This is a genomic window from Streptomyces sp. NPDC055140, assembly GCF_053607285.1.
On record NZ_JBSGTG010000008.1, the window covers coordinates 257324 to 282890 of the forward strand.

Annotated in this window: 24 protein-coding genes; 11 read left to right on the top strand and 13 right to left on the bottom strand. The window is 71.7% G+C overall.

Features of this window, described 5'->3' with window-relative positions; genetic code table 11:
* Positions 1–70: 70 nt before the first annotated feature.
* Entirely contained in the window at positions 71–1399 is a 1329-nt protein-coding gene (locus ACWFR4_RS18305) for an MFS transporter (protein ID WP_453455656.1), read from the top strand.
* Here the strand turns inward: ACWFR4_RS18305 and ACWFR4_RS18310 are convergent, their stop codons facing one another.
* The 4 genes from ACWFR4_RS18310 to ACWFR4_RS18325 all read right to left on the bottom strand — a co-directional run bounded on the left by ACWFR4_RS18310 (position 1400) and on the right by ACWFR4_RS18325 (position 6552).
* Positions 1400–2017: a flavin reductase family protein gene (locus ACWFR4_RS18310; protein ID WP_453455659.1), complete on the bottom strand. Its 618-nt coding sequence runs from the start codon at positions 2015–2017 to the stop codon at positions 1400–1402.
* A gap of 81 nt (positions 2018–2098) precedes the next feature.
* Positions 2099–2887: an enoyl-CoA hydratase/isomerase family protein gene (locus tag ACWFR4_RS18315; protein WP_453653269.1), complete on the bottom strand. Its 789-nt coding sequence runs from the start codon at positions 2885–2887 to the stop codon at positions 2099–2101.
* Between the two features lie 50 nt (positions 2888–2937).
* A complete protein-coding gene (locus tag ACWFR4_RS18320) occupies positions 2938–5154 on the bottom strand; it encodes an acetate--CoA ligase family protein (protein ID WP_453653271.1) in 2217 nt (738 codons plus the stop codon).
* A 246-nt stretch (positions 5155–5400) separates the two neighbouring features.
* On the bottom strand, positions 5401–6552 hold the full coding sequence (locus ACWFR4_RS18325; RefSeq protein WP_453653273.1) for a flavin-containing monooxygenase: 1152 nt from the start codon (positions 6550–6552) through the stop codon (positions 5401–5403).
* Positions 6553–6701: 149 nt separating this feature from the next.
* Between ACWFR4_RS18325 and ACWFR4_RS18330 the strand changes: the two genes are divergently transcribed.
* The 4 genes from ACWFR4_RS18330 to ACWFR4_RS18345 are packed head-to-tail and all read left to right on the top strand — an operon-like array spanning position 6702 to position 9061.
* Positions 6702–7154: a DoxX family protein gene (locus tag ACWFR4_RS18330; RefSeq protein WP_116512441.1), complete on the top strand. Its 453-nt coding sequence runs from the start codon at positions 6702–6704 to the stop codon at positions 7152–7154.
* Entirely contained in the window at positions 7151–7567 is a 417-nt protein-coding gene (locus ACWFR4_RS18335) for a Zn-ribbon domain-containing OB-fold protein (protein ID WP_453653275.1), read from the top strand. The genes ACWFR4_RS18330 and ACWFR4_RS18335 overlap by 4 nt, the downstream gene beginning before the upstream one ends.
* A 24-nt stretch (positions 7568–7591) precedes the next feature.
* The gene (locus ACWFR4_RS18340) at positions 7592–8479 is read left to right on the top strand and encodes a GNAT family N-acetyltransferase (RefSeq protein ID WP_453653277.1); all 888 of its coding nucleotides are present in this window, start codon (positions 7592–7594) and stop codon (positions 8477–8479) included.
* Positions 8480–8485: 6 nt separating this feature from the next.
* Positions 8486–9061, top strand: a complete 576-nt coding sequence (locus ACWFR4_RS18345) for a GNAT family N-acetyltransferase (protein ID WP_453455673.1) — start codon at positions 8486–8488, stop codon at positions 9059–9061.
* A 10-nt stretch (positions 9062–9071) separates the two neighbouring features.
* On the opposite strand, the gene ACWFR4_RS18350 is transcribed toward ACWFR4_RS18345, so the two are convergent.
* From ACWFR4_RS18350 to ACWFR4_RS18365, 4 genes are all read right to left on the bottom strand, one after another.
* Positions 9072–9725 carry a pyridoxine/pyridoxamine 5'-phosphate oxidase gene (locus tag ACWFR4_RS18350; RefSeq protein ID WP_453455675.1) on the bottom strand — a complete coding sequence of 218 codons (654 nt, stop codon included), beginning with the start codon at positions 9723–9725 and terminating at the stop codon, positions 9072–9074.
* A 102-nt stretch (positions 9726–9827) separates the two neighbouring features.
* The gene (locus tag ACWFR4_RS18355; RefSeq protein WP_453455765.1) at positions 9828–11279 is read right to left on the bottom strand and encodes an amino acid permease; all 1452 of its coding nucleotides are present in this window, start codon (positions 11277–11279) and stop codon (positions 9828–9830) included.
* Between the two features lie 153 nt (positions 11280–11432).
* A complete protein-coding gene (locus tag ACWFR4_RS18360) occupies positions 11433–12389 on the bottom strand; it encodes a hypothetical protein (protein WP_453455678.1) in 957 nt (318 codons plus the stop codon).
* Positions 12390–12597: 208 nt separating this feature from the next.
* Positions 12598–13776 (bottom strand): thiolase C-terminal domain-containing protein, encoded by a 1179-nt coding sequence (locus ACWFR4_RS18365; protein ID WP_453653279.1) that lies wholly within the window; start codon positions 13774–13776, stop codon positions 12598–12600.
* A 143-nt stretch (positions 13777–13919) separates the two neighbouring features.
* Between ACWFR4_RS18365 and ACWFR4_RS18370 the strand changes: the two genes are divergently transcribed.
* Entirely contained in the window at positions 13920–15122 is a 1203-nt protein-coding gene (locus tag ACWFR4_RS18370; RefSeq protein ID WP_453653281.1) for an acyl-CoA dehydrogenase family protein, read from the top strand.
* Positions 15122–15598, top strand: coding sequence for a nitroreductase family deazaflavin-dependent oxidoreductase (locus ACWFR4_RS18375; RefSeq protein WP_453653283.1), 477 nt, complete (start codon positions 15122–15124; stop codon positions 15596–15598). Before ACWFR4_RS18370 ends, ACWFR4_RS18375 begins: the two co-directional genes overlap by 1 nt.
* A gap of 100 nt (positions 15599–15698) precedes the next feature.
* On the opposite strand, the gene ACWFR4_RS18380 is transcribed toward ACWFR4_RS18375, so the two are convergent.
* On the bottom strand, positions 15699–16346 hold the full coding sequence (locus ACWFR4_RS18380) for a TetR family transcriptional regulator (protein ID WP_116512450.1): 648 nt from the start codon (positions 16344–16346) through the stop codon (positions 15699–15701).
* 297 nt (positions 16347–16643) lie between these two features.
* Here ACWFR4_RS18380 and ACWFR4_RS18385 point away from each other — a divergent pair, with 297 nt between their 5' ends.
* Both ACWFR4_RS18385 and ACWFR4_RS18390 read left to right on the top strand, forming a co-directional pair.
* Entirely contained in the window at positions 16644–17330 is a 687-nt protein-coding gene (locus ACWFR4_RS18385; protein WP_453653285.1) for a VOC family protein, read from the top strand.
* 205 nt (positions 17331–17535) lie between these two features.
* Positions 17536–19941, top strand: a complete 2406-nt coding sequence (locus ACWFR4_RS18390) for an outer membrane protein assembly factor BamB family protein (protein WP_453455689.1) — start codon at positions 17536–17538, stop codon at positions 19939–19941.
* Here the strand turns inward: ACWFR4_RS18390 and ACWFR4_RS18395 are convergent.
* Positions 19938–20603: a hypothetical protein gene (locus ACWFR4_RS18395; RefSeq protein ID WP_453653287.1), complete on the bottom strand. Its 666-nt coding sequence runs from the start codon at positions 20601–20603 to the stop codon at positions 19938–19940. The two genes, ACWFR4_RS18390 and ACWFR4_RS18395, sit on opposite strands and share 4 nt — an antisense overlap.
* Positions 20604–20745: 142 nt before the next feature.
* On the opposite strand from ACWFR4_RS18395, the gene ACWFR4_RS18400 reads away from it, so the two are divergent.
* Positions 20746–21345 carry a hypothetical protein gene (locus ACWFR4_RS18400; RefSeq protein WP_453455695.1) on the top strand — a complete coding sequence of 200 codons (600 nt, stop codon included), beginning with the start codon at positions 20746–20748 and terminating at the stop codon, positions 21343–21345.
* 22 nt (positions 21346–21367) lie between these two features.
* On the opposite strand, the gene ACWFR4_RS18405 is transcribed toward ACWFR4_RS18400, so the two are convergent.
* From ACWFR4_RS18405 to ACWFR4_RS18415, 3 genes are all read right to left on the bottom strand, one after another.
* Positions 21368–22141 carry an enoyl-CoA hydratase/isomerase family protein gene (locus ACWFR4_RS18405; RefSeq protein WP_453653289.1) on the bottom strand — a complete coding sequence of 258 codons (774 nt, stop codon included), beginning with the start codon at positions 22139–22141 and terminating at the stop codon, positions 21368–21370.
* Positions 22138–22590 carry a Zn-ribbon domain-containing OB-fold protein gene (locus tag ACWFR4_RS18410; protein WP_453455700.1) on the bottom strand — a complete coding sequence of 151 codons (453 nt, stop codon included), beginning with the start codon at positions 22588–22590 and terminating at the stop codon, positions 22138–22140. The genes ACWFR4_RS18405 and ACWFR4_RS18410 overlap by 4 nt, the downstream gene beginning before the upstream one ends.
* A gap of 103 nt (positions 22591–22693) precedes the next feature.
* Complete coding sequence (locus tag ACWFR4_RS18415; RefSeq protein WP_453653291.1) at positions 22694–23845, bottom strand: lipid-transfer protein; 1152 nt, start codon at positions 23843–23845, stop codon at positions 22694–22696.
* A gap of 123 nt (positions 23846–23968) precedes the next feature.
* Here ACWFR4_RS18415 and ACWFR4_RS18420 point away from each other — a divergent pair, with 123 nt between their 5' ends.
* Positions 23969–25561, top strand: coding sequence for a FadD3 family acyl-CoA ligase (locus tag ACWFR4_RS18420; RefSeq protein WP_453653293.1), 1593 nt, complete (start codon positions 23969–23971; stop codon positions 25559–25561).
* Positions 25562–25567 lie beyond the last annotated feature (6 nt).

The window sequence follows — 25567 nt, forward strand, 5'->3', positions numbered from 1 at the left end:
TGTCTTTCGGGCCACTCGTCCGGGGCGGGCCGGTGATCCGATGCTGTCTGCTGTGACGCACACAACGGACATGACACCGACCACCGCGGCCGAGGGCTCGCCCGGCGCGGGCGCCTCCCGTCCGCCGCGCCCCCGTCCCCGTATCCACCGCGCCTGGTTCGTGGCCGCCGTCACCTTCGTGACGATCATCGGCGCCGCCGCCTTCCGGTCCCTGCCGGGGCTGCTGATCGACCCGCTGAACGAGGAGTTCGGCTGGTCCCGCGGCACCATCGGCCTCGCCGTCTCCATCAACCTCGCGCTGTACGGGCTGACCGCGCCCTTCGCCGCCGCCCTCATGGACCGGTTCGGCATCCGGCGCGTGGTCGCCGTCGCCCTGGTCGTCATCGCGGCCGGCTCCGGCCTGACCGTGTGGATGGACTCGGCGTGGCAGCTCCTGCTGTGCTGGGGCCTGCTCGTCGGGCTCGGCTCCGGCTCGATGGCCCTCGCGTTCGCCGCGACCGTCACCAACAGGTGGTTCACGGCCCGGCGCGGGCTCGTGACCGGCATCCTCACGGCCGCGTCCGCTTCGGGGCAGCTCATCTTCCTGCCGCTGCTCTCGTGGCTCGTCGAGGCGCACAACTGGCGGCCCGCGGCCGTGACGGTGGCGCTCGCGGCGCTCGCCGTCGTGCCGTTCGTGTGGCTGCTGCTGCGCGACCACCCGGCCGACGTGGGTACCACCCCGTACGGCTCCGAGGAGTTCGTCGAGAAGCCGCCGCCCGTCACCGGGGCCGCCCGCCGCACCGTGGGCGTGCTCTTCAAGGCCGCCCGTACGGGGCCCTTCTGGCTGCTCGCCGGAACCTTCGCGATCTGCGGCGCCTCCACGAACGGGCTCGTCCAGACGCACTTCGTGCCGGCCGCGCACGACCACGGGATGCCGATCACCGCGGCGGCCTCGCTGCTGGCCGTGGTGGGGGTCTTCGACGTCGTCGGAACGGTGGCGTCGGGCTGGTTCACCGACCGCTTCGACGCGCGGCGGCTGCTCGCGGTGTACTACGCGCTGCGCGGGATCTCCCTGCTGTTCCTGCCCATGCTCCTCGCGCCGTCCGTCCACCCGCCGATGATCTTCTTCATCGTCTTCTACGGGCTCGACTGGGTCGCCACCGTGCCGCCCACCCTGGCCCTGTGCCGTGAGCACTACGGAGAGGACAGCGCGATCGTGTTCGGCTGGGTGCTCGCCTCGCACCAGGTGGGTGCCGCGCTGGTCGCCTTCCTCGGCGGCGTCGCCCGTGACACGTTCGGCTCGTACGACGTCGTCTGGTACGCGTCCGGCGCGCTGTGCGCCGCGGCGGCCCTGTTGGCACTTGTCATCCGCCGCCGTCATGCCGATGCCGGTGCGGGCCTGGTGGCCGGACCGGCCTGATCAGTGCTCGAAGCGGCCGAACGCGCCCTTGTGGAACAGCAGCGGGGACGGCTCGCCGTCCCCCGTCCCGAGCGCTTCCACCCGGCCCACCACGATGAGGTGGTCCCCGCCCGTGTGGACGGCGTGGATCGTGCAGTCGACCCAGGCGGGCGCGCCCGCGATCCGCGGCGAGCCCGTCACGGGCGCCGCGTCGTGCTCGACGCCCGCGAACTTGTCCGCGCCGCGCGCGGCGAAGGACCGGCACAACGCGCCCTGGTCCGCGCCCAGTATGTTCACGCAGAAGACGCCGGCGCTCGCGATGCGCGGCCAGGTCGTGGACGTACGGGCCACCATGAACGCCACCAGCGGCGGGTCCAGGGAGAGCGAGGAGAAGGACTGGCAGGCGAAGCCCGCGGGGGGAGCGCCGGGGTGCGGGGGCGGGGCTGTGACGACGGTGACGCCGGTGGCGAAGTGCCCGAGGACGCGGCGGAACTCGCCGGGGTCCAGTGGCGCCCGCTCGTCCTCGCCCACGGCCCGTAGCTCCGGACGCGGCAGTGCGTCCACCGGCTCGGCCGACGTGGGCGCACCGACCGACCGGAGGTACCTGACCACCGTCGCTGCCATTCCTGCGTGTCCCATCACACCTACGATTGAAGCTGACGATACGTCAGATAGGAAGTGGTGGGCCCGAATTCCATGACGGCGTCCAGCGCTGAAGAGCTACCGGCCCTTGTACGTCGGGTCGCGCCGCTCCTTGAAGGAGGCCACGCCCTCCTGAGCGTCCGCCGTCGCCATGTTGATCTCCTGCGCCGTAGCCTCCGCCGCGAACGCCGTCGCGCGGTCCGACTCCAGGGAGGCGTTGACCAGCTGCTTGGTCATGGCGATGGCCCGGGTCGGACCGCTCGCCAGGCGCGCCGCCCACTCCTGGGCCGTCTTGCGCAGCTCCCCGTCCGGGACCGTGCGGTTGACAAGGCCCAGGCGTTCCGCGTCCGCCGAGGAGAGCGCGTCGCCGAAGAACATCAGCTCCTTGGCCCGCTGCGGCCCGATCAGGCGCGGCAGCAGATAGGCGCCGCCCCCGTCCGGGACCAGGCCGCGGCGCGCGAAGACCTCGATGAACCGGGCCGACTCCGCCGCGAGCACCAGATCGCAGGCGAACGCCAGATGCGCGCCGATGCCGGCCGCCGTCCCGTTGACCGCCGCGACGACCGGCTTCTCGCAGTCCATGACCGCCGCGATCAGACGCTGCGCGCCGAGCCGGATCGTGCGGGCGACGTCGCCGGGCACGCGGGGCCCGGTGGCCGGAGCGCCCCGCAGGTCCGCGCCGGCGCAGAAGCCCCTGCCGGTCGCCGTGATGACGACGGCGCGCACGTCCGGATCCGCGGAGGCGCTGTTCAGGATGCCGATGATCTCCTCGCGCTGGTCCCAGGTCAGCGCGTTCATGGCCTCGGGACGGTTGAGCGTGATCCAGGTGACGGCGTCGGCGGTCGTGCACTCGATGGTGGCGGACATGACCTCTTCTTCTCTGTGCGGAGGCGTGCGGTGGGCGGTACCGGCGGATCTCAGTGGCACACGGCGAGCGCGTCGAGCGCCACCGCGCCCTGGCCCCGGGGGAGCACCATGAGCGGGTTGATGTCCAACTCGGCGAGTTCGTCGCCCAGTTCGAGGGCCATGCGCTGGACCCGCAGGACGACCTCCACCAGTGCGTCCAGGTCCACGGGCGGCGCCCCTCGCATCCCGTCCAGGAGCGGCCTGCCCCGTAGTTCGTCGAGCATCGCCCGCGCCTGGTCCTCCGCGAAGGGAGGCACCCTCACCGCCGTGTCCCGCAGCACCTCCACGAGTACGCCGCCCAGGCCCACGGTCACCGTCGGGCCGAACAGGTCGTCCTGGGTGACCCCGACGACCATCTCGACGCCCCGCTCGACCATCTGGCACACCAGGACGCCGTCCAGGTCGAGGCCCTCGTAGCGGGCGATGTCGGTGAGTTCCCGGTAGGCGTCCCTGACCTGGCTGGCCGAGGTCAGGCCGACCTTGACCAGGCCCAGGTCCGACTTGTGGGCCAGCCGCGCGCCGGACGCCTTCATGACTACGGGGTAGCCGACCTGCCCGGCCGCCCGTACCGCCGCCGCGGCGCTGGTCACGAGCTGCTCGCGCGGTACGCGGATGCCGTACGCGCGCAGGAGCTGCTTCGCGGCATGCTCGCTGAGCTGGCGGCCCGGACGCATCAGGGCCTGCGCCTTGCGGAAGGAGGGGGAGGGCGTGCGGGGCGCATCGGTGAACGGGGAGCGGTAGGCGGCGGTGAACCGGTGGTGGTCCAGATAGGCGCGGACGGCCGTGATGCAGTTCCCGAACGTGCGGAACGTCGCGAGGCGCGAGGAGCCGAGAAGCGTCTCGCGGTAGGCGTCCTCGGTGCCGAGGGGCGAGCCCCAGACGACACAGATCAGCTTGTCCGTGCGCTCCGCCGCCTCCGCGAGGTCCCGGGCCAGCTTGTCGCTCATCGGCGGGAACGGGCCGGTGATCGGGCAGATCAGGACGCCTATGGACGGGTCCTGGAGGATCGACTCGATGATCTTGGGGCCGCGCCAGTCGCCCACCGGGTGGCCGCCGTTGTCGATCGGGTTCGCGACGTTGAGGTACTCCGGGATCCACTGGTGCAGTTCCTGCTGCTTCGCCTCGGACAGCGCCGGCAGGGGCAGGCCCGCGCGGGTGGCCAGGTCGGCGAAGTGGGCGCCGGTGCCGCCCGATATCGAGTAGACCGCGACGCCGTCCGCCCGCGGGGGCCGGGCCCGCGCCAACAGGGCCGCGGTGTCCTGGAGTTCGTCGAGTCCGTCGACCCTGATCACGCCGAACTGCCGCATCGCCGCGTCCACCACCGTGTCCGCGCCGGTCAGCTTGCCCGTGTGGGAGGCCGCCATGCGGGCGCCCGTCTCGGTCCGGCCGACCTTGACGGCCACGACGGGTACGCCGTTGCGCGCCGCGCGGTCCGCCGCGAGGAGGAACCCGCGGCCGTCTTTCAGTCCCTCCACGTAACACGCGATCGCCCCCACCTCCGGGCGCTCGGCGAAGTACGAGATGAAGTCCGCCGTCTCCAGGTCCGCCTCGTTGCCCGTGGGTGCCCAGTGCGAGAGCCGTACGCCCAGCTCCTGCATCGTGTAGAGGGGGCGGCCCTGGTGGCCCGACTGCGTGATGAGGGCGATCGCCGGTCCTTCGAGGTCGTCGCGGAACTCGGAGAACGCGTTCAGGTTCGTGTTCGGTCCCAGCAGCCGCATGCCCGAGCGGCTGACCGCCGCGGACAGGGACGACTGCGCGGCCGCTCCTTCCTCGCCGGTCTCCGCGAAGCCCGACGCGAACGCCACCGCGAACTTCACCTTGGCCTGGGCCAGTTCCTCGATGACCGGCAGCGGGTCCGAGATGAGGAGTACGGCGAGGTCGACGGGTTCGGGCAGCGCGGAGACGCCCGGCGAGCACGGGATGCCGAAGACGGTCTCGCGGGTGGGGTGCACGGGGTGGAGGCGGGCGCCCACGCGCTCCGCCCAAGCGATCAGCTGGCGTGTGATGCCCGTGTTCGGGCGGCCCTCGGCGTCGGACGCGCCGATGACCGCTATCGATTCGGGCCGGAAGAAGCGGTCCAGGTCGGGCACCTCGCGGTGCAGTGGCCTGCCGCTCACGTCCAGGTCGTCCGCCCTGCCGTGCACGGTAGGTGCCGGCTGCTCTCCGCAGGCGATCGTGCGGGCCCGGCGGGGGTCGGTGGTCAGGGTGCCGTATGTCGATCCAAGCATCGGGTCCGCCCGCTCCTCGACTGGTGCTCACTAACTGACGTAGTGTCAGATTACTGAACTGACGCTGTGTCAGGAACAGGGCTGCAAGCAAAGGCTGTTACGGGTGTTCCCACGGGCGGGCGGGTTGGAACGGCGGGATGTGGCCACTGTGGGCGGGTGTGATGGACGGGGCGCGGACAGATGGCGCCGTGCGTGCGGGCGTGCGTGCCTGCGGGCGGGCAGGTGACGGGACGGCGGTGGCCGCGGTCAGCCCGCGATCACCTTCGCGATCTTCCGTGCGTCCAGGGCCAGTTCGCGGAACATGCCGCTGATCGGGTTCGTGTAGCCCGTGAAGTGGAGGCCGGGCGCGGCGGGGTCCGTCCGCCGGCCGTGCGTGGTCGGGCGGCCCCGGTCGTCCAGGACGCCGAGGTGACCCACCAGGCCCTCCAGCGCGCGGCGGTAACCCGTCGCCGCGATCACCGCGTCGGGGGCGATGTGCGTGCCGTCGGCGAGGAGCACCTTGCCGTCCTCGAACGACTCGACGGCCGCGACGGGTTCGACCTTGCCCGTGCGCACGGCCTCGATCAGGCCGACGTCCTGCACGGGGATCGCGCCTTCGCGCACCCGCGAGTAGAGGCCGGTCGTGGGTCTGGGCAGGCCCTGTTCCGTCAGGTCGGGCACGCTGAGCTTCGCCATGGGGCGGGCCAGGCGGTCCACGATCGCCACGGGCAGCCTGCGGCACAGGATGCCGGTCCGCTGCGCGGGCCAGCCCGCGGTGGACCGGCGCACGATGTGGGGCGCCGTACGGACCGCGAGCCGGACGCGGGACGCGCCGCCCTCGGCCAGGTCCACGGCGATCTCGGCGCCCGTGTTGCCGACGCCGACGACGAGCACGTCGCGGCCCGCGTACGGCTTGGCGTTGCGGTAGTCGCCCGCGTGGAGGAACTCGCCCGTGTACGAGGAGCGGCCCGGCCAGTCGGGCAGGCGCGGGGTGTGGTTGTAGCCCGTGGCGACCACGACGGCGCTCGCGGCCAGTTCGCGTCCGCCCGAGGCGCGCACGAGCCAGCCGTCCTCCGTGCGCTCCACGCGGGAGACCGTCACGCCGGTGACGATCTCCAGCTGGTGGAACTCGGCGTACTTCTCCAGGTAGCGCACGACGTCGTCGCGGGACACCCAGCGGCCGAAGCGGCGCGGGATCGCGAGGCCGGGGAGCCCGGAGAGCTTGCGGGTGGTGTGCAGGTGGAGGCGGTCGTAGTGGCGGCGCCAGGACGCCCCGACGTGCTCCGACTTCTCCAGGATCACGGCCCGTACGCCCCGCTCGCGCAGCGCCGCGGCCGCGGCGAGGCCGCCCGGGCCGCCCCCGATGACGTACACGGGGCGGTCCTGGTTGCGTGCGGCGGGCGCGGGCTCGGTGACCATGAGTGCGAGCGTAATCACGGTTCGATTTGATGGGTCTCGGTCAAGACCGGAATCGGTTGCGAATTCATCACGGCGTACGCCCCTTGCGGTGGCGCCCCCGTGTGCGCTGAACTGACGTTCCGTCAGAAACGGAGAGGAGGGCCCCGGTCGTGGACTCGATCTGGCTCGACGGCGTCGAATGGCTGGCCGTGCTGCGCATAGGCCTCGGACTGTGGTGGCTGGAGAGCTGGCGGCACAAGGACAAGAAGGGCTGGTTCGAGCGGGGCACCGGCATCGCCTGGGCCGCCGACGTCGCCGCCAAGCACCGGTGGAACGCCGTGCGCAGCGGCTTCGGCGCGGTCGTCACCCCCCGGCCGAAAGTGATGGCGTACATCGTCGTCTACGCCGAACTGGCCCTGGGTCTCGGGCTCGTGGTGGGCCTGCTGACACCGGTGGCCCTCATCGGCGGGCTGCTCCTGAACCTCCTGTACCTGGTCCTGATGATCCACGACTGGGCCGAGCAGGGACAGAACGCGATGATGGCCCTCATCTCGCTCGTGGCACTCTTCGCCATGTCCTGGCAGGCCTGGTCCCTCGACGCGGCGATCGGACTCTTCCTGTGACTCTTCCCGCGACCGTACGGTTCGACGTCCCCGAGCCCGACGTCTTCACCCGCCCCTACTGGGACGCGGCCGCCGACGGGACGCTGCTGCTCCGCCGCTGCCGCGCGTGCGAGCGGGCCCATCACTATCCGCGCGAGTTCTGCCCGCACTGCTGGAGCGAGGACGTGGCGTGGGAGCGGGCGTCCGGGACGGCCGTCCTCTACACGTGGTCCGTCGTCCACCGGAACGACCTGCCCCCCTTCGACACCCGCACCCCGTACATCGCGGCCGTCGTCGACCTCGCGGAGGGCCCGCGGATGATGACGGAGATCGTGGACGCCGACGGCGGCGAGCTGCGCGTGGGAATGCCGCTGGAGGTCACCTTCCGGCAGGTGGAGGACTTCTCCGTCCCGGTATTTCGCTCGCGGACGTGAGGGGAGGGGCGGCACCATGCCGTCATGACAGAGACCCCCGCTCCCGTGCCCGGCTGGCACCTCACCGCTGACGTCGACGACTTCCTCGCCCGCGCGGGCGACTACCTGCGCGCCGAGCCCGCCCTGCACACGGTCGCCCTCGGCGTCACCGCGAGCCTGCGGGAACGGGGGCCGGCGGTGTACGGGGCGCGGGGGCAGCTCTTCGGGGTGCTGTACGGGCCGGACGGCGGCGTGAGCGGGACATTCCTGTGGACGAAGCCCTTCCGGCTGAGCATCAGCCCCCTGGACCGGGAGCAGGCGGACGCGCTCGCCGCCGCGCTCCAAGGGCGGCCGGTGACCGGCGTGTTCGGGGTCGACGCGGCCTCGGCCGCCTTCGCCGACGCCTGGCAGTCCCGCACGGGAGCGCGGGCCCACCGCGCCATCGAGCAGCGCCTGTACCGGCTCGGCGACCTCACCCCGCCGCTGCCCGCACCCGCCGGGCGGCCCCGCGTCGCCACCGGGGCGGACCGGGAGCTGCTGGTCCGGTGGCGCAACGAGTTCGCCGCGGACGCCGGCACTCCGGGCGGCGCCTCGGGCTCGGAGGAATGGGCCGACGAGCGGATCTCGTACGGCGGCGTCACCCTCTGGGAGACCGCGGACGGCGTGCCCGTCTCCATGGCCGGCCGGACCCGCGAGGCCGCCGGAACGGTCCGGGTCTCACCCGTCTACACACCGAAGGAGCTGCGCGGCCGCGGCTACGCGGGAGCGGTCACCGCCGAGGTCAGCCGCGCCGCCCGGGCCGCGGGCGCGAGCGAGGTGCTCCTCTTCACCGACCTCGCCAACGCGACGAGCAACGGCCTGTACCTGCGCATCGGTTACCGTCCCGTGCGGGACTTCGCCGTCCACACCTTCACCGCACCCGAGAACGGCTGACACCTCATGACCGACACCCTCGAGATACGTGGCCACGGACTGCTTCTGCGCGGCTGGCGGGCCGGGGACGAGGGGGACGCCGCCGCGGTGCTGCGAGGGCTCGGAGACCCCGAGTTCCGGCGCTGGAACACCACGCTCGTCCCGGTCGACGACCTCGCCGCCGCGCATGCATACCTGCGCTCACGCCAGGAGGCGCTGGCGAGCGGCGAATCCGTGGCGTGCTGCGTCACCGACGAGAGCACCGGAGAGATACTCGGGCACGTCGGCGTCAACGCGATCACGCCCGCGTTCCGCACCGCCCGCGTCGGCTACTGGGTGCTGCCCGAGGCGCGCGGGCGCCGGGTCGCGACCCGCGCGCTGAGCCTCGCGTCGCGACTGGCCTTCGGTGAACTCGGCCTCTACCGGATCGAACTCGACCACGCACTCGGGCACGAGGTGTCCTGCCGGGTCGCCGAGCGCGGCGGATACCGGTACGAGGGCACGCTGCGGGGGGCGATGTTCGAGGCGGGGCGGCGGGACGCCTTCCGGGACATGCACCTGCACGCCCGCCTCGCCTCGGACCCCGAGCCCTCGGTGGCATGAGGCCGCCCGGTCACGGCCAGAGCAGCTCCCGTACCCAGCCCGTCTCCGTGCAGCGGTACCTGAGGCGGAGGTGGCGGCGGCGGGCGTCGCCCTGGAAGAACTCCACCTCGCGCGGCGCCAGCGCGTAGGCCGTCCAGGTCGGGGCGGGGGCGGTCGGGTCGGCCTGCGCGCGCTCCCAGGCGGCGGCCGAGGCCGACTCCAATTCCTGCTGCGAGCCGAGGACCTCACTCTGGTGGCCGACCAGGGCCGCCGCCAGTGCTCCCGTCGAGCGGACGTGGAGGTCGGCCTGGCTCACCTCGGGCGACTCCGTGGTGACATCACCGCGTACGCGGATCTGGCGGCCCTGCGCCGGCCAGTAGAAGCCGAGCGCGGCCCGGGGGTGCGCCGCGAGCTGGCGGCCCTTGGCGCTGCCCGCGTGGGACGCGAAGTGGAAGCCGTCCTCGTCGGCGCCGTGCAGCATCACGGTACGGACGTCGGGCAGGCCGTCGCCGTCCACCGTCGCGAGCGACATGGTGTGCGGCTCGGTCTGGCCCGCGGCGACGGCCTCGGCGAACCACTCGACGAAGAGCGGCAGCGGGGCGGACGGGGCCGCCGACGGGTCGAACTCGGGCAGTTCGGTGTCCCAGACGCGCAGGGACTTCAGGATCTCTCGCAGTTCCGGCATGCACCGATTCTGGCGGTGGACGCGATCGCCCCGCCGACCGGTACGTCCGGAAGGCGGGGCGACCCGTACGCCAGATGAGCAGAGCCCGTCAGGCGAGGCCCGTCAGATCAGGTCCATCGCCGCGACCTCGTCCGGGCTGCCGTAGCTGACCGGGCCCTGGAAGCGGCGGCGGGCCGTCGCGAACCACCACACCGTCGCGATCACGAGGACGGCGACCAGCGCGATCGGCGCGTAGTTGAACGACGTCGCGTTGATCGGGGACGCCTGCGGCAGCATGAACAGGACGCTGCTCGCCACGATCCAGACCACCGCGACCGCGGCCACCGGCTTGCCCCAGCGGCCCAGGTTCCACGGCCCCTGCTGGAAGTCGTCGTGGCGCAGGCGCAGGTAGATCGGGACGGCGTACGCGAGGTAGAGCCCCACGACGTTCACGCTCACGATCGCGGTGAACGCCGTGTGCGACCACCAGCCCGGCACCACGAGGACCAGCGAGCAGGCCGCCGCGAGCCACACGGCCTTCACGGGCGTGCGCGTACGCGAGGAGACCGAGTGCCACCAGCGCGAGCCCGGCATGGCGCCGTCACGCGAGAAGGCGAAGATCTGGCGGGTGTTGCTCGTCATGTTGGCCAGGCCGCAGAACAGCATCGAGCCGATGACGATCAGCAGCAGGAGCTTCGCCGTCGTCATGCCGAGCGCGTCGATGAGGATCTGCACGGGCGGCGCCGACGCGCTCGCCTCCGCCGCGTAGTCGCCGATCGCGAAGACGAGGGCCAGCATCAGGATCAGGCCGGTGACGGCGGAGTAGCCGATCGACCGCATGATGCCCTTCGGCGCGTTGACCGTCGCCTGGACCGTCTCCTCCGACATGTGGAAACTGCCGTCGAAGCCGGTGAACGTCCAGCTGGTCACGAGGAGGCCGAGCAGAGCGGCGTAAATCCCGTTGGAGAAGCCGGTGTTGTTGGTGAACTGCGTGACGACCGACGCCGACTGGTGATGGTCCGGCACGGCGATCAGCGCGACCACGATGACCACCATGCCGACGAGGAGCCACCACACGGAGATCCGGTTGACCAGCGCCACCAGCTGCACCGTGTACGTGTTGGCGAGCGCCTGGAGCAGCAGGATCACCGCCGTGATGAGGACCGTCTGCTGCGCCGTCGCGTGGTACGACGGCCACTGCATGACGAGGAACGCCTGGATGAACGTCGCCGCCGCGTAGCCCGTCGCCGCGGTGCCGCCGACCTGCCCCACGAAATTCAGCCAGCCCGTGTACCAGGACCAGGCGCCCTTGTGCCGTTTCGCCAGCTTTCCCGCCGAGAAATAGAGCGCCCCGCTCGTCGGATACGCCGATGCAATTTCGGCCATCGACGCTCCGACGAAAAGCACCATGGCCGCTACGGCTATCCAGCCGAACACGAGAATGCGCGGCCCGCCGGCGTTCATTCCGAACCCGAAGGACGAGAAGATGCCGGAGATGATGTTGATGATCGTGAAGGAAATCGCGAAATTGTCGAACGCCTTGAAGCGCCGGGTCAGCTTCCGCGGGTAGCCCATCGCGTGCAGCGTCGCGTCGTCGTCGAGCGCGGCGGCGGGCCGCCCGGATCTGGTGGGGGACGTGGGGGGAGTGGGTGCGCTGGTCAGGGGGTCGGACACAACCTCGGCCTTCCGGTGTGGGGGAATTTCCGAAACTTGTGGGGCGGGTGGGGGTCAGGTGCTGTGGGGGACCGGCAGGCCGCACGCGCGCCGCGCCCTGCTGAGCTGTTCCTCGGGGTCGCCGAAGACGCTCCACGGCATCCGGGACGCGTACGGGCCCATGGCCGTGAACACCGCCCGGGCCTCGAAGGCGCACTGCGCCATGTGCAGCGCGTGCGCCAGATACGCCAGGTCGAGAACCGGCGTGAAGCGGTAGCCGGCCACCTGCGGCAGCCAGTTCCGGTACGCGCCGAGCGCCGTCGCCTTCCACTGCGGCTGGTCCCAGGTGTGCTCGGCGAGGAGGGACGCCGGGTTGTGGCCCTCGACGAGGGTGACGAGGGGCAGCAGGCGCAGCGGGGACGAGGCCGGGGCGCGCTGGCTCAGATACGCGGCCACGTCCCAGGCCGCGTTCGCCGTGCCGCCGTGCCGGGTGAAGAAGAACGCCAGGAACTGGTGGTGGGCCTCGCGGTGCCAGGGGTCGAGGCGCGTGACGTGCTCGAACTGGGCCCACGGGCCGCGGGGTTCGGTGAGCAGGCCCTGCGGCGCGCGGTCGCGGGGCCGCTGGAGGCGGGCCATGGAGAGCCGGGCGGCCCACGGGGTCGGGTCCTTGGGCGCGAGGTCCGCGGCCCGGTCGCAGGCGGCGAGCGCTATCCGGCCCAGGGCCCCGATGCGCCGGTCGTGGGACTGGGCCGCGCGCAGGGTCCGGAACACGGCGACGCGCGCCCACAGCAGGGCGGCGTCGGGGCCGGGCTCCTCCTCCAGCCAGCGTTCCGCCAGGTCGGAGTCGGCGGCCACGGAGGCGAGGACGAGGGAGCGGTGGGCGCGCAGTCCGAAGTCGCCGTGCGTCTCCTTGAGGACCGAATGGGCGCCGAAGTAGCGGCCCGCCCGCAAATCCGTGCAGGCCCTGGCCAGCTCTCGGTCGTCGGCGGCGGGATGCCAGACGTACTGTCCTTCGAACGAGCCGGCGGTCATGCTCCCCTGCCACTGTTCTGCTTTTCCGTACGGACGACGGGGAGCACCCTACTCAGGATCATGCCCTACGGAAACTGTGCATCCGAAATAACAGGGTCCGGGTTGTTTATGATGCGGCACATGGGCGGTCCGCGATCGGTTTATTGAAATTGCAAATTTATTGTGCCGATTCCCGGATTCTTATGGACGCGGCCTCATGGACGCGGTCTCAGGACGTGCCGAGCACCACCGTTCCCGACGAGCAGAACCATCCGCCCGTACCGGACGCCACCGCGAGCCGCGGAAGCCGCCCGCCCGCCTTGCGCACCTGGCGCTCCCCGGCCTCGCCCCGCAGCTGCCGCACCGCCTCCACCAGCAGGAACAGCCCGCGCATTCCCGGGTGTTGGGCCGAGAGGCCACCGCCGTCCGTGTTCGTCGGGAGCCCGCCGTCCCGCAGCAGCCGCCCCTTCTCCACGAACGGTCCGCCCTCGCCCTTCGCGCAGAACCCCAGATCCTCCAGCGTCGCCAGCGTCATGTAGGTGAAGGCGTCGTAGATCTCCGCGAGGTCGATCTCGTCGGGCGTGACGCCCGCCCGCTCGAAGGCGAGCTTCCCGCTGACGGCCGCCGGGGACACGGTGAAGTCGTCCCACTCGGACATCGTCGTGTGCGACACGTACTCGCCCGAACCGAGCACCCACACCGGGGACTTGGCGCAGTCGGGCAGCAGGTCCTCGGCGACGAGCAGCACGGCGGCGCCGCCGTCCGAGCGTATGCAGCAGTGCAGTTTCGTGAACGGGTCCGCGATCATCGGCCCGTCGAGCACGTCGTCCACGGTGACCGGGTCGCGGAACACGGCCTCCGGGTTCAGCGCCGCGTTCGCCCGTGCCTGCACGGCGACTTCGGCGAGCTGCTCCAGGGTCGTGCCGTACTCGTGCATGTGGCGCCGCGCCGCCATCGCGTACTTGGCGATCAGCGAGTGCCCGTACGGCACCTCGAACTGGAGGGGGCCGCGGGCGCCGAAGCTCAGGTTCGACGTGCGCCGCCCGGCCTTGATGTCGGCGCGAGCCGTCGACCCGTAGACGAGCAGGACGGCGCGCGCGTGGCCCTGGGCGATGGCGTCCGCGGCGTGCGCCGCCATGACCTCCCAGGTGGAGCCGCCGACCGAAGTCGAGTCCACCCAGCGGGGTTTGAGGCCGAGATACTCGGCGACCTCGACCGGGGCGAGGATGCCGAGGCCCGCGCTGGCGAACCCGTCGACGACATCGGGGGTGAGCCCGGCGTCGGCCACGGCGCGGCGGGCGGCCTGGGCGTGCAGGGCGTACGGAGTGGCCTCGTCCACGCGGCCGCAGTCGGAGAGGGCGATGCCGGCGATGGCGACCCGGCGGGAACCGTGAAGTGCGGCAGTCATGAATCTGACGGTACATCAGATCTGCTGATCCGCCAGAGTCTCTCTCTGTGCACGTCTCTGTGCTTCCCGGCTCCGCCGCCCTAACATGACGCCCCGTCAGAACAGGGGGTTCCGGGGTCGCCGGGCCCCGGGGAGGAGCCCGTATGGACGCCGCCTTCACCGCGGAACAGGACGAGATCCGCCGCACCCTGCACGAACTCATGAACAAACGCTGCGGCCCCGAAGACGTCAAGGCAGCCGTCGGTACCCCCGCCGGCTACGACCCGGCCCTGTGGTCGGCCCTCGGCGGCGAACTGGGCCTGCCCGGCCTGGCGCTCCCCGAGCGCTACGGCGGAGTCGGCTGCGGAACCACCGAACTCGCCCTGGCCTGCGAGGAGTCGGGCCGCGCCCTGGCCCCCTCCCCGCTCCTCGCCACCGCGGCGCTCGCCGCACCGCTCGTCCTCGCCCTCGGCACCGAGGCGCAGCGCGCCGAACTGCTGCCCCGCATCGCGTCGGGCGCCCTGACCGCGACGCTCGCCGTCCCCGGCGAAGGCCTCGCCACCGCGCTCGGCCTGACCGGCGACAACCGCGGCGACTGGTCGGGCGGCGGCCGCGCGGGCGGCGTCCAGGCCAGGCAGGACGACCGCCATGACGGTGGCTGGCGCCTGTACGGGCAGGCCGACCAGGTCCTCGACGGACACAGCGCCGGCCTCCTGATCGTCGCCGCCCACACCGGAGGCTTCGCCCGCTCACGGACCCTGCTCTTCCTCGTGCACGGTGACGCGGAGGGGGTCGTCAGGACCCGCCGGACGTCCCTCGACGAGACACGCCCCCGCGCCCGGGTCGAACTACGGGACGTGGCAGCCGAGTTGCTCGGCTCCGGCGAGGGCGACGAGGTGGCCGGAGCCCTGGCGACCATGGGCGACGCGGCCGCGACCGTACTCGCCGCGGAAGCCGTCGGCGCCGCCGAGCGCGCCCTGGAACGGACCGTCGAGCATGTGCGCCGGCGCGAGCAGTTCGGGCGCCCCATCGGCTCCTTCCAGGCGGTCAAGCACCGCCTCGCGGACGTCTACGTCCAGGTGCAGGCGGCGCGCTCCGCGGCGTACTACGCGGCCTGGTCGGCGGGCTCCGGGAACGCCGAGCGGACGGGCGGCCTCGCCCTCGCCCAGGCCCTGGAAGCGCTGCGCACCGCCGCGTCCGAGGCCGTCCAGCTGCACGGGGGCATCGGCTTCACCTGGGAGCACGACGCCCACCTCTATCTCAAGCGTGCGACCGGCGACGAACTGCTCTTCGGTCCCGTCCACCTGCTGCGCGCACGCGCCGCGGAATCCGCCGAGCTCTTCACCCGTCAGGAGGCGACGGCCTGATGGCACCACCTGGAGCAAGGCTGCTGCAGAAGGTCTCGTCGACCCGCGCCTTCGCCCGCGTCGCCCCCCACTTCATCCCCGCGATGGACCGCACCGTGCACCGGCTCACCCGGGGAAAGGTGCTGCTCAGCGCCCAGATGCTGCCGGGGGTCATCCTGACGGCGCAGGGCGCGAAAAGCGGACTCCCACGGCGTACGCCACTCGCGTGCATGCCCGAGCGGGAGGCCGGCACCTGGCTGCTGATCGGGTCCAACTTCGGCCGCCCGGGACATCCCGCCTGGACGGCGAACCTGCTGGCCCATCCGGATGCCGACATCAACTGGAAGGGCGAGGACATCCCGGTCACCGCGCGGCTGCTCGACTCCGCCGAGCGGGAGGAGGCCTGGGCCGCGGTGCTGAAGTTCTGGCCGCCGTACGCGACGTACCAGGCGAGAGTGGAGCGGGAGATCAGGCTCTTCCGGCTCGAGCGCCGATAGGGCGGACCAGGGGATGGAACTGCAACAGCGGCGGCTCACGTGACACGCGAACCGCCGCTGCTCGACAGGAACTGGAAAACCCCGAAGGACTGCTCCAGGGCTACTTCGTCGGCTTCTTGCCGGTGACGCCCAGGTGCACCAACAGAGCAAGATTGGGCTTGAGTTCGGCCTGCTTGACGCCCCAGGTCTGGAAGCCCTTCTGATGCGAGGCCACGGCCGCGAGCATCGCGACGAGCGAACCGGCCATCGCGGCGGGGCTCACGTCCTTGTCGACCTTGCCCTTGGCCTGGAGCTCCTTGACCGTATCCGTAAGGGAGTTGTTCACGGAGTTCAGGATCTTCATGCGGATCTTGTAGAAGCGCTTGTCGCCCTCGGCCGCGCCGAGGTCGACGACGCGCAGGATCGCATCGTTCTTCCGCCAGAACTCGAGGAATCCGTCGACGAGTTCCTGCGAGGTCTGCCAGCCGGCCTTGCCGACCCATGAGCGGCCCTCGAGGAGCTGGGTCAACCCGGCGCCCTCCGCGGCCATTTGCTCGGCGATCTCCAGAACGGCGCCTTCGACGTCCGGGAAATACTGGTAGAAGGTCGCCGGTGAAGTGCCTGCCTTCCGGGCCACATCAATGACTTTGACGTCCCGGTAGGGCGAGGAGCTGAGCATCTCGCCGAGGCACTCCAGCAGCTTCTGACGCGTCGCCTGACCACGCCGTCCGGCCACGCGGCCGTCGACGGTACGCACTTGTCCTGTCATGCCGTCAGCTTACCGAGGGGTGATCGGAGCGCGATTCGGCCGACTGCAAATGGGGTTGAGGGCTCCGGCACATGGGTTGATGAGGGGCCGCCCGGGGCTTTTGCGCATGTGGGGGCCGGTGAGGCTGCACAAGTTATCAACAGCCTGTGGAAAACCCGGTGGATAAAATTGGCCAAGTGTTCGAATTGGCCGTGCCACCGGCCCGCGAAGGCGACACCCTGCTACCCGGGGGCACTCCTCCCTCAGTGACGTACGGCACACCCGCGTACGGCAGGTGAACAGGAAGGACGCACGCCGATGGAGTTCGCCGAGGGCGCCCCCTGCTGGGCCGACGCCGCGCTCCCCGACGTGGAGTCGGGCAAGCGCTTCTACGGCGACCTCTTCGGCTGGACCTTCGACGAGGGCGCGGGCGCCGAGTACGGCTACTACACCCAGGCCTACAGCCACGGAAGAAACGTCGCAGCCCTCGCCCCGGACCGCGACGGCCGCACGCCCACCGGCTGGACCGTCTACTTCAAGGCCCGCGACGCCGAGACCGTCGCCTCCGCCGTAAGGGACTGCGGCGGACGCCTCCTCGTCGAACCCCTCTCCATCGGCCCCTTCGGCACCATGGCGCTCGCCGCCGACCCCGAAGGAACCGTCTTCGGCCTCTGGCAGGCCGGCACCCACACCGGCTTCGAGACGCAAGGGGAACCCGGGACGTTCCGCCGCACCGAGCTCCGCGCACGCGACAGGGCGACCGTCGCCCCCTTCTATGCGTCGGTCCTGCGGCAGGGCGCCGCCGACCTCGGCATATCCGCCGCCGCCGGCAAGGCCCCGGCCCGCTTCCTCGTCCACTTCGCCGTCACCGACTGCGAGGCCACGGCCGACGCCGCCACCCGCCTCGGCGGCCGCGTGAAGGAAGAACCGTTCGACACCCCGTACGGGCGCGTGGCCGTCCTCACCGACAGCCAGGGCGCCGCCTTCGCCGTCCACCAGGGCTGAACAGGCCCCTCCCGCTCCCCTCCCGCTCCCGCGGAATCCACCCGTAATGCGGCACCTCTCCTGTGACACCCCGTTTTGCCCCCGGGTTCGCAACCGGAGCCCCGTACAGGAAGAATCGGGGTGCGTGCCGCCGCAGGGCTTCGGTGGTGAGACGCTGACCGGGGACTGTGCACAGCGACCCGGTCCCGTACGGGGAGGCAGGCAAGTGGTGGATCAGCTGACGCAGCACGATCCGAGGCGGATCGGCCCGTTCGAGGTCCTGGGACGGCTCGGCGCCGGCGGCATGGGACTCGTCTATCTCGCGCGCTCGGCATCCGGCCGGCGCGTGGCGATCAAGACCGTGCGGACCGAACTCGCCGAGGACCAGCTCTTCCGCGTCCGCTTCACCCGCGAGGTCGAGGCGGCCCGCGCCGTATCCGGCTTCTACACGGCAGCCGTCGTCGACGCCGACCCGCGCGCCGCCGTGCCGTGGCTCGCCACCGCCTACGTCCCCGCGCCCTCCCTCGAAGAAATAGTGAACGAGTGCGGGCCGCTGCCGGCCCAGGCGGTGCGGTGGCTCGCCGCCGGAATCGCCGAGGCCCTCCAGTCCATCCACGGCGCGGGCCTCGTCCACCGCGACATGAAGCCGTCGAACGTGCTCGTCGTCGAGGACGGCCCCCGCGTCATCGACTTCGGTATCGCGTCCGGCGTCTCCAACACCCGCCTGACCATGACGAACGTCGCCGTCGGCACCCCCGCCTACATGTCGCCCGAGCAGGCCAAGGACTCCCGGAGCGTCACCGGAGCCTCCGACGTCTTCTCCCTCGGCTCCACCCTCGTCTTCGCCGCCACCGGACACGCCCCCTTCCACGGCGCCAACCCCGTCGAGACCGTCTTCATGCTGCTGCGCGAAGGCCCCGACATCGAAGGACTGCCCGACGAACTGCGGCCCCTCATCGAGTCCTGCATGAAGATGGAGGCCCCGCTGCGGCCCTCGCCCGCGGACCTCCAGGCCCAGCTCGCCCCGCACCTCTTCGGCTCCGGCAGCGACGACAGCGGCACCGCGTCCGCCTGGCTGCCCGAGCGCTCCGTCGCGCTCATCGAGGAACGCAGGGGCGGACGGCCCCCGGTCAAGAGCAGCGGTCCCGGCCGCGGCGGCAGCGGCGGCCGTGGCGTGCACGGCGGCGGCCCCGGCCCCATGCCGGCCATGCCCGCGCAGCCCCCCGGCCCGCCCCCGTCCCACGCCCCCGGCACCGGCGGCTGGCGCCCCGTGCCCGCGCCCGTCGGCACCGCGGGCCTCGCACCCGACGCAGGGCCCGTGCGCCTGGCCGGGGCGAAGGTCCCGATCGGCCCCGGCCCGCGCGTCGCCGACGCCCGCGCCGCCGCCGTGAAGGCACCGCCCGCCGACGCCGGCCTCGCCGCGTCCTGGTCCCGCCCCAAGACCGGCGTCAACGGCACCCCCGATCCCGTGGTCCCCGCCCCGGCCCCCGAGGCGGGCGCCGCCTGGCGCCCCTGGCGCTTCCGCATGTCGAACGACGTGTGGGGCACCCCGTCCGTGGCCGGCGACCTCGTCTACGTGACCTCTTTCGAGGTGCACGCACTCGACGTGTCCACCGGCCGGCGCCGCTTCAAGACCCGCGACGTCGCCTGGTCCATGGCCGTCGCCGACGGCCGGATCCACGCCTCCGACGGCCCCACCCTCTACGCGCTCGACGCCCGCGAGGGACACGACCTGTGGCGGCTCCAGACCGACGCCTGGGTGTACTCCCTCAAGGCCGACCGCGGCACCGTCGTCACCGGCACCCGCGGCGGCGGCGTCCAGGCCTGGGAAGCCGTCAACGGCGACAAGCTGTGGGAGATCAGCGGCGCCCAGAGCGACTTCGAGTCCCCCGAGGCCGGACCCGTCATCCACGACGGCACCGTCTACGTCTGGCAGGACGCCCGGCTGCGCGCGCTGGAAGCCCGTACCGGCGAGGAGCGCTGGTCGTACCCGATCGGCGACGCGGCCTCCTGCGGCGGCGTCCCCGTCCGCCTCACCCAGGCCTCCGACGGCTACGTCTACGTGGCCGCCGGCACCCGAGTCCTGGCCGTCGACGTCGTGAGCGGCCATGTCCGCTGGCACTTCGAGGCGCCCGCCGTGTTCCTCTGCCCGCCCGCCTTCGCCCCCGGACCCGCCGTCACCGGCGGCGGCGTCTACCTCGCCGATCACCTCGGCACCGTCTACGCCCTCGACGCCACCGACGGCCGCGACCGCTGGCGCATCGCGACGGAACCCCGCCCCTCCTCCATCGAACCGGTCCTCGTCTCGCACGGCCACGTCCACGTGGGCAGCGGCCAGGGCCTCTACACCCTCGACGCCGTCACCGGCACGCCCAAGTGGCGCTTCCAGGCGGGCGGCGAGGTCGTCGGCTCACCCGTGGTCGCCGACAACCGCATCCACTTCGGCGCCACCGACCACCTCCTGTACACCCTCAAGGCCGACGACGGCCGCCTCCGCTGGAAGCTCGCCACCGGAGGCGAGATCACCGGCGCACCCGTGGTCAAGGACGGCGTGGTGTACGCGTGCAGCAAGGACCGCTGCGTGTACGCACTGGACGCGGAAAAGGGCACCGGGACGGCTTCGGCGCGCTAGGGCTTGTCGCCGGGCTGCCCACCCGGGTGCCCGTGCTGCCCCTCCTCGTACGGGGGCTCCTCGTAAGGGGGATCCGGGTACGGGGGCTGCTCGGCGTACGGCTGCATCGGGCCCTCCAGCGTGTGCTGGGGCCCGTCGAGCGTGGGCGCCGGGGGCGGCACCGGGTCGGTGAAGTGCGTGGGCTGCGGGCCGCTGTCACCGGCGTACCCCTGGTCCGCGTACTCGGGGAGCGGCGGCTGCCGCTTGTGCCGCCCGCTCATCACGGCCGCACCGAGCAGCAGCAGTACGCCTCCGACGGCCGCGCCGGCCACCCCGAGACCGAGCCCGGAACCGTCACCGGCCAGCACCATCCGTCCCTCGGCCTGCCCCACCCGCACCATCCACAGCACGGTGAACGCGAGCACCACCACGCCGGCGAACGCGACGAGCAGCCGCGACCGCAGCACGATCCCGATCAGCGTCGCGGCGGCGGCCACCACGAACGGCAGGAGGAGGGAACCGAACAACTCCGCGCGCGCGTCCGTCACTCCGGCAACCGTGAACAGGTCACCGAGGCGGTAATAGCGCCCGTGACGGCCGTCGTACCACGCACGGAAGGGGCTGGAGACGGCGGCCGTCGCTCCGAGGAGAGCGAGGATCGACCCAAGGACGTTGCGGACCATGCGCAGCCTCCTGAGTGCGGCCCGGTTCGGCTCTCGGTCCCGACGCTACGCCGGGACCACACCCCTCGCCACGCGGCGCTGCTACGGTGTCGGGTCGCCGTACGGAACGCAATGATCACCATATTTTCGGGGGAGCAGAAGGATGCTGCGACGAGGGTTGAAGCTCACGGCACTGGCGGCCGTGGTCGTACTCGCACTGACCGGATTCTCGACGGGCCGCGGCCACGGGTCGTCCAAGAGCAGGGGACACAGCAGCAGCAGTGGTGGAGGCGGCTGCTCCAGCTCGAAGCAGAACCACAGCGGATCGTCGTCGAGTACGACAGGCGGTTCGAGTTACGACGATGACGACGACTCGTACAGCAGCTCCAGCTCGGGCTCCTCGGGCTACACGTCGGGCGGCAGCAGCTACAACAGGCGCCCCACCCGCACCCCCAGCACCTCCAGCACCTCCAGCACCTCGGGGAGCGGCCGGAGCGCCGACATCACGGCGAAGCTCCTCAAGTGCGCAGGCAAGGACTCCGCGTACGCGTCCGTCGAGCTCAGGAACCGCGGCAGCCGGGACGGCCGCTACAACCTCACGATCCACTTCCAGGACGCGGACGACATCACCGTGATCGACGGCAGCACGTCCGTCACCGTCCCGGCCAACGGCACGAAGGTCGCCAAGGTGAAGCCCGGCGGCGTCGGCCTGCTCCCGTCGATCGACCACTGCCAGCTCGACGGCGCCCCGGCCCCGAGCTGAGGCCCTGCCTCCCCGCCGCCGGTCACCGCACCCGGAACCCGCCCGGCCGCCGCGCGGAGAACAGCTCGGCCTGCCGCTCCGGAGCCAGATTGCCCAGGGCGATCAACTGCGGCGCGTGCGCGAGGGCCTGCGTGCGCGCCGCTTCCTTGGCCGCCCACACCGCCCGCACCGTGCCCTGCACGGCCTCGGTCGGATACGACGCGATCGTCTCGGCGCAGCGCACCGATGCCGCCAACGCGCCCCCGGGCCCGGTCAGTTCGGACACGAGCCCGGTCTCGTACGCGCGCCGGGCCGAGATCCGTTCGGCGGTCCCCATGAGCGCCATCCGTGCCACCTCGCCGAACGGCATGCGCTGGGCGAGGTGGATGGTCTCGTAGGCGCTGACCATGCCGTAGGTCGTATGCGGGTCGAAGAACGTGGCGCTCTCGTCGGCGACGACGAACTCGCTCTCGCCGATGAGATAGAACGCCCCGCCACAGGCCATCCCGTTGACGGCGGCGACGACGGGCTTCCACAGATCGTTGGCCTTGGGCCCGACCGCGACGAGCGGATCGTCGATGCTGTACGGGGACTGCGGCTGCGGCACCTCGGCGTCGCGGTCGATGCCCGTACAGAAGGCCCGCTCGCCGGCGCCGGTGATGACGACGGCGCGCACCGAGTCGTCGAACCTGAACCCCTGCCAGGCGGCGGTGAGTTCATCGGCGGTCGCCAGGTCGATCGCGTTGTGGCGTTCGGGCCGGTCGAGGGTGACGACGGCGACCCCGGTCTCCTTGTCGGTCTCGACGCGCACGCTCACGGCCGCTCCAGAACCCAGCGCGGCATCGTCACACCGTCGACGTCGGTGAAGGCGACCTGCACCTTCGCGCCGATGCGCAGCCGTCCGGGGTCGACGGAGTTCAGGGCCGCGTCGGCGGAGGCGACCAGATTCCCGACGAGCCGGATCCGGGGCGCGTCCGCCAGCTCGACGATGATCGCGTTGTACGGGGCGACGGCGGCGTACGCGGGCAGGAGCGGCGGATGCGGGACGACGTAGGACCAGATCCGCCCCCGCCCGCTCATGAGCCGCCACTCACTCTCGAACGACCCGCAGTGCGGGCAGCAGGGACGAGGCGGGAAGCGCAGCTCACCGCAGGTGGGGGAGGCACAGGCCTGCATGCGGAGTTGGGACTGGGCGGCGTAGTGCCAGAAGGGTGCTCCGTCGTCATCGATGACAGGTGACAGATAACAGATTTCAGATTCTGTCATTGGTCAATCCAACTTCCCTTTTTGTCATGGGTAAGTCCAACGCCGTCGGGGCGGCGGTCATGGTGCCGGTCACGGCGACCCGCAACGGCCTCACCGCCCAAGCTCACGCCCCCCGCAGCAGCAAGGCCGACGTAGGTACCCCCTCGCCCGCTGTCACCAGGCACGTCCCAGCCCCTGGTACCTGCGCCGTGCTGATGCCGCGCAGTTGTTTCACACCCTCGTTGATCAGGTTGAAACCGTGGACGTACGCCTCGCTGAGCCCGCCCCCACCGGTGTTGAGCGGCAGCCGTCCGCCGATCTCCAGCGCCCCGCCCTCCGTGAACGCGCCGCCCTCGCCGCGCCCGCAGAACCCGTACCCCTCCAGGGACAGCGGGATCAGCGGCGTGAACGCGTCGTAGATCTGGGCGACGTCCACGTCCTCCGGCCCGAAGTCAGCCTGTTTCCACAGGTGTCGGGCCGCGGTCCACGCCGGCCCCGTCAGCGGGTCGTCGTTCCAGTAGTTGACCATCCCGTGGTGCTGGGACGGCAGCCCCTGCGCGACCGAGTGCACGTACACCGGCTTCTGGCGGCAGTCGCGTGCCCGCTCGGCGGAGACGACGACGCACGCCAACGCGCCATCCGTCTCCAGGCAGTTGTCGAAGAGGCACAGCGGTTCGCTGATCATGCGGGCCGTCATATACATGTCACGCGTCAGCGGCCGCTCGTACATCATCGCGGCCGGGTTCTGGTTGGCGCGGTTGCGGCAGGCGAGCGCGACGTTGAAGAGGTGGTCCCTGGTCGCCCCGTACTCGTGCATGTAGCGCCGCGCGAGCATCGCTATCTCGTCGGCGGGGCGCAGCAGCCCGTACGGGCGGGTCCACTGTGCCGGCGTCGGCAGCTGGACCGCCGTGTTCTTCCACGGGCGCGGCCCCGACCCCCGCTTGCGCGACCGCCACGCGACACCGACGCTCGCCTGCCCGGTGGCGACGGCGGCGGCCAGATGCGCGACGGTCGCGCACGATCCGCCGCCCCCGAACCCCACCTTGCTGAAGAAGGTCACGTCGCCCGCGCCGACGGCCTTGGCGACCTCGACCTCGTCGGTCTCCTCCATCGTGTACGAGGCGAAGGCGTCGACCTCGGACGGCGCGATCCCGGCGTCGTCGAGCGCGGCGAGAATCGCTCGGCAGGCCAACGTCTTCTCGTTTTCCCGGAGTTGTTTACCGAAGGCCGTCTGCCCGATCCCCACTATGGCTGTCGCGTCCTTGAGCCCCGCCATCGCAAGCCACCTCCGCGCGTCGTGATGCCACCACGATCGTCCCGTCTGCTGACAGCGCGTCAGGCTACCGTTAATCTGACGGATAGTCAGCTACGGGTCGGCTACGGGTGTGGAGGTCGTGCGATGCGCGGGGACCTGGAGTGGGGCACCGTTCCCCAACTGGTGCATGCGGCAGCCGAACGGTACGGGGAGCGTGAGGCCGTCGTCGAGGGCCGTACGCGCATCTCGTACGCGGAACTCGGCGACCGCGTCGAACGGGCGGCCGCCGCGTGCATCGCGAGCGGCGTCGAACCCGGCGACCGGGTCGCGGTCTGGGCGCCCAACACCCTCGACTGGATCGTCTCCGCCCTCGGCGCGGTGAGCGCGGGCGCGGTCCTCGTCCCCCTCAACACCCGCTTCAAGGGTACGGAGGCGGCCTACGTCCTGGCCCGCTCCCGCGCGAAGCTCCTCTTCGTCACGGGCACGTTCCTCGGCACGTCCTACGTGGCATCCCTTCGCCGTGCGAACGCCGAACTCCCCTACCTGGAGCAGGTGGTTGTCCTCTCCGACACGGCCCCCGACACCTCACCCGACCACGAGGACCCACGCGTCTGGCGGACCTGGAAGGACTTCCTGGCGGGCGGCGAGGGCGTCTCTGGCGAGACGGTCCGGGCCCGCGCGGCGGGAATCGCCCCGGCCTCCCCCTCCGACATCATTTTTACCTCGGGCACCACGGGCCGCCCCAAGGGCGCGGTGATCACCCACGCCCAGACCCTGCGCGGCTACGCGATCTGGTCCGACCTGGCCGGTCTGCGCGAAGGCGACCGCTACCTGATCGTGAACCCGTTCTTCCACACCTTCGGCTACAAGGCCGGCATCATCGCCTGCCTGATGCGCGGCGCGACCATGGTTCCGCAGCCAGTCTTCAACGTGGACACGGTCCTCGCCAACATCGCCGCCGAACGCATCTCCGTACTCCCCGGCCCGCCCACGCTCCACCAGTCACTCCTGGACCACCCGAACCGCACCGCCCACGACCTGTCGGCCCTACGCCTGGTGGTGACAGGCGCGGCGGTGGTCCCCCTCCAACTCGTCGAACGCCTCCGCTCCGAACTCCGCATCGACACCGTCCTCACGGCGTACGGCCTCTCCGAGGCGAGCGGCATCGTGACGATGTGCCGCCGCGGTGACGAGGCGTCGGTGATCGCGTCGACGTCCGGCCGGGCGATACCCGGCACGGAGGTACGCGTGGACTCGCCCGAACCCGGCGAACCCGGCGAGGTCCTGGTCAGGGGCTTCAACGTCATGAGCGGTTACTTCGAGGACGAGGACTCGACACGCGAGGCGTTCACCGAGGACGGCTGGCTGCGCACGGGCGACGTGGGGGTCCTGTCCGACTCGGGGAACCTTCGTATCACCGACCGCATCAAGGACATGTTCATCGTCGGCGGCTTCAACGCGTACCCGGCCGAGATAGAGCAGCTCCTCGGCCTCCACCCGCACGTGGCCGACGTCGCCGTGATCGGCGTCCCGGACGGGCGGCTGGGGGAGGTCGGCAAGGCGTACGTCGTACGGCGCCCGGGTTCCGTCCTTACGGCCGACGACCTGATCGCCTGGTCCCGCCGCGAGATGGCGAACTACAAGGTGCCGCGCGAGGTGGAGTTCCTGGCCGAACTCCCGCGCAACGCGAGCGGGAAGGTGGTGAAGGGGGAGCTGCGGGCCGGTAAGTCACGGTAGTCGGCA

Bases quoted from the DNA above. Each gene is read 5' to 3' on its own strand.
- ACWFR4_RS18305 (WP_453455656.1), top strand. From the start codon at position 71: ATGACACCGACCACCGCGGCCGAGGGCTCGCCCGGCGCGGGCGCCTCC.
- ACWFR4_RS18310 (WP_453455659.1), bottom strand. From the start codon at position 2,017: ATGGGACACGCAGGAATGGCAGCGACGGTGGTCAGGTACCTCCGGTCG.
- ACWFR4_RS18315 (WP_453653269.1), bottom strand. From the start codon at position 2,887: ATGTCCGCCACCATCGAGTGCACGACCGCCGACGCCGTCACCTGGATC.
- ACWFR4_RS18320 (WP_453653271.1), bottom strand. From the start codon at position 5,154: ATGCTTGGATCGACATACGGCACCCTGACCACCGACCCCCGCCGGGCC.
- ACWFR4_RS18325 (WP_453653273.1), bottom strand. From the start codon at position 6,552: ATGGTCACCGAGCCCGCGCCCGCCGCACGCAACCAGGACCGCCCCGTG.
- ACWFR4_RS18340 (WP_453653277.1), top strand. From the start codon at position 7,592: ATGACAGAGACCCCCGCTCCCGTGCCCGGCTGGCACCTCACCGCTGAC.
- ACWFR4_RS18345 (WP_453455673.1), top strand. From the start codon at position 8,486: ATGACCGACACCCTCGAGATACGTGGCCACGGACTGCTTCTGCGCGGC.
- ACWFR4_RS18350 (WP_453455675.1), bottom strand. From the start codon at position 9,725: ATGCCGGAACTGCGAGAGATCCTGAAGTCCCTGCGCGTCTGGGACACC.
- ACWFR4_RS18355 (WP_453455765.1), bottom strand. From the start codon at position 11,279: ATGGGCTACCCGCGGAAGCTGACCCGGCGCTTCAAGGCGTTCGACAAT.
- ACWFR4_RS18360 (WP_453455678.1), bottom strand. From the start codon at position 12,389: ATGACCGCCGGCTCGTTCGAAGGACAGTACGTCTGGCATCCCGCCGCC.
- ACWFR4_RS18365 (WP_453653279.1), bottom strand. From the start codon at position 13,776: ATGACTGCCGCACTTCACGGTTCCCGCCGGGTCGCCATCGCCGGCATC.
- ACWFR4_RS18370 (WP_453653281.1), top strand. From the start codon at position 13,920: ATGGACGCCGCCTTCACCGCGGAACAGGACGAGATCCGCCGCACCCTG.
- ACWFR4_RS18375 (WP_453653283.1), top strand. From the start codon at position 15,122: ATGGCACCACCTGGAGCAAGGCTGCTGCAGAAGGTCTCGTCGACCCGC.
- ACWFR4_RS18380 (WP_116512450.1), bottom strand. From the start codon at position 16,346: ATGACAGGACAAGTGCGTACCGTCGACGGCCGCGTGGCCGGACGGCGT.
- ACWFR4_RS18385 (WP_453653285.1), top strand. From the start codon at position 16,644: ATGGAGTTCGCCGAGGGCGCCCCCTGCTGGGCCGACGCCGCGCTCCCC.
- ACWFR4_RS18395 (WP_453653287.1), bottom strand. From the start codon at position 20,603: ATGGTCCGCAACGTCCTTGGGTCGATCCTCGCTCTCCTCGGAGCGACG.
- ACWFR4_RS18400 (WP_453455695.1), top strand. From the start codon at position 20,746: ATGCTGCGACGAGGGTTGAAGCTCACGGCACTGGCGGCCGTGGTCGTA.
- ACWFR4_RS18410 (WP_453455700.1), bottom strand. From the start codon at position 22,590: ATGACAGAATCTGAAATCTGTTATCTGTCACCTGTCATCGATGACGAC.
- ACWFR4_RS18415 (WP_453653291.1), bottom strand. From the start codon at position 23,845: ATGGCGGGGCTCAAGGACGCGACAGCCATAGTGGGGATCGGGCAGACG.
- ACWFR4_RS18420 (WP_453653293.1), top strand. From the start codon at position 23,969: ATGCGCGGGGACCTGGAGTGGGGCACCGTTCCCCAACTGGTGCATGCG.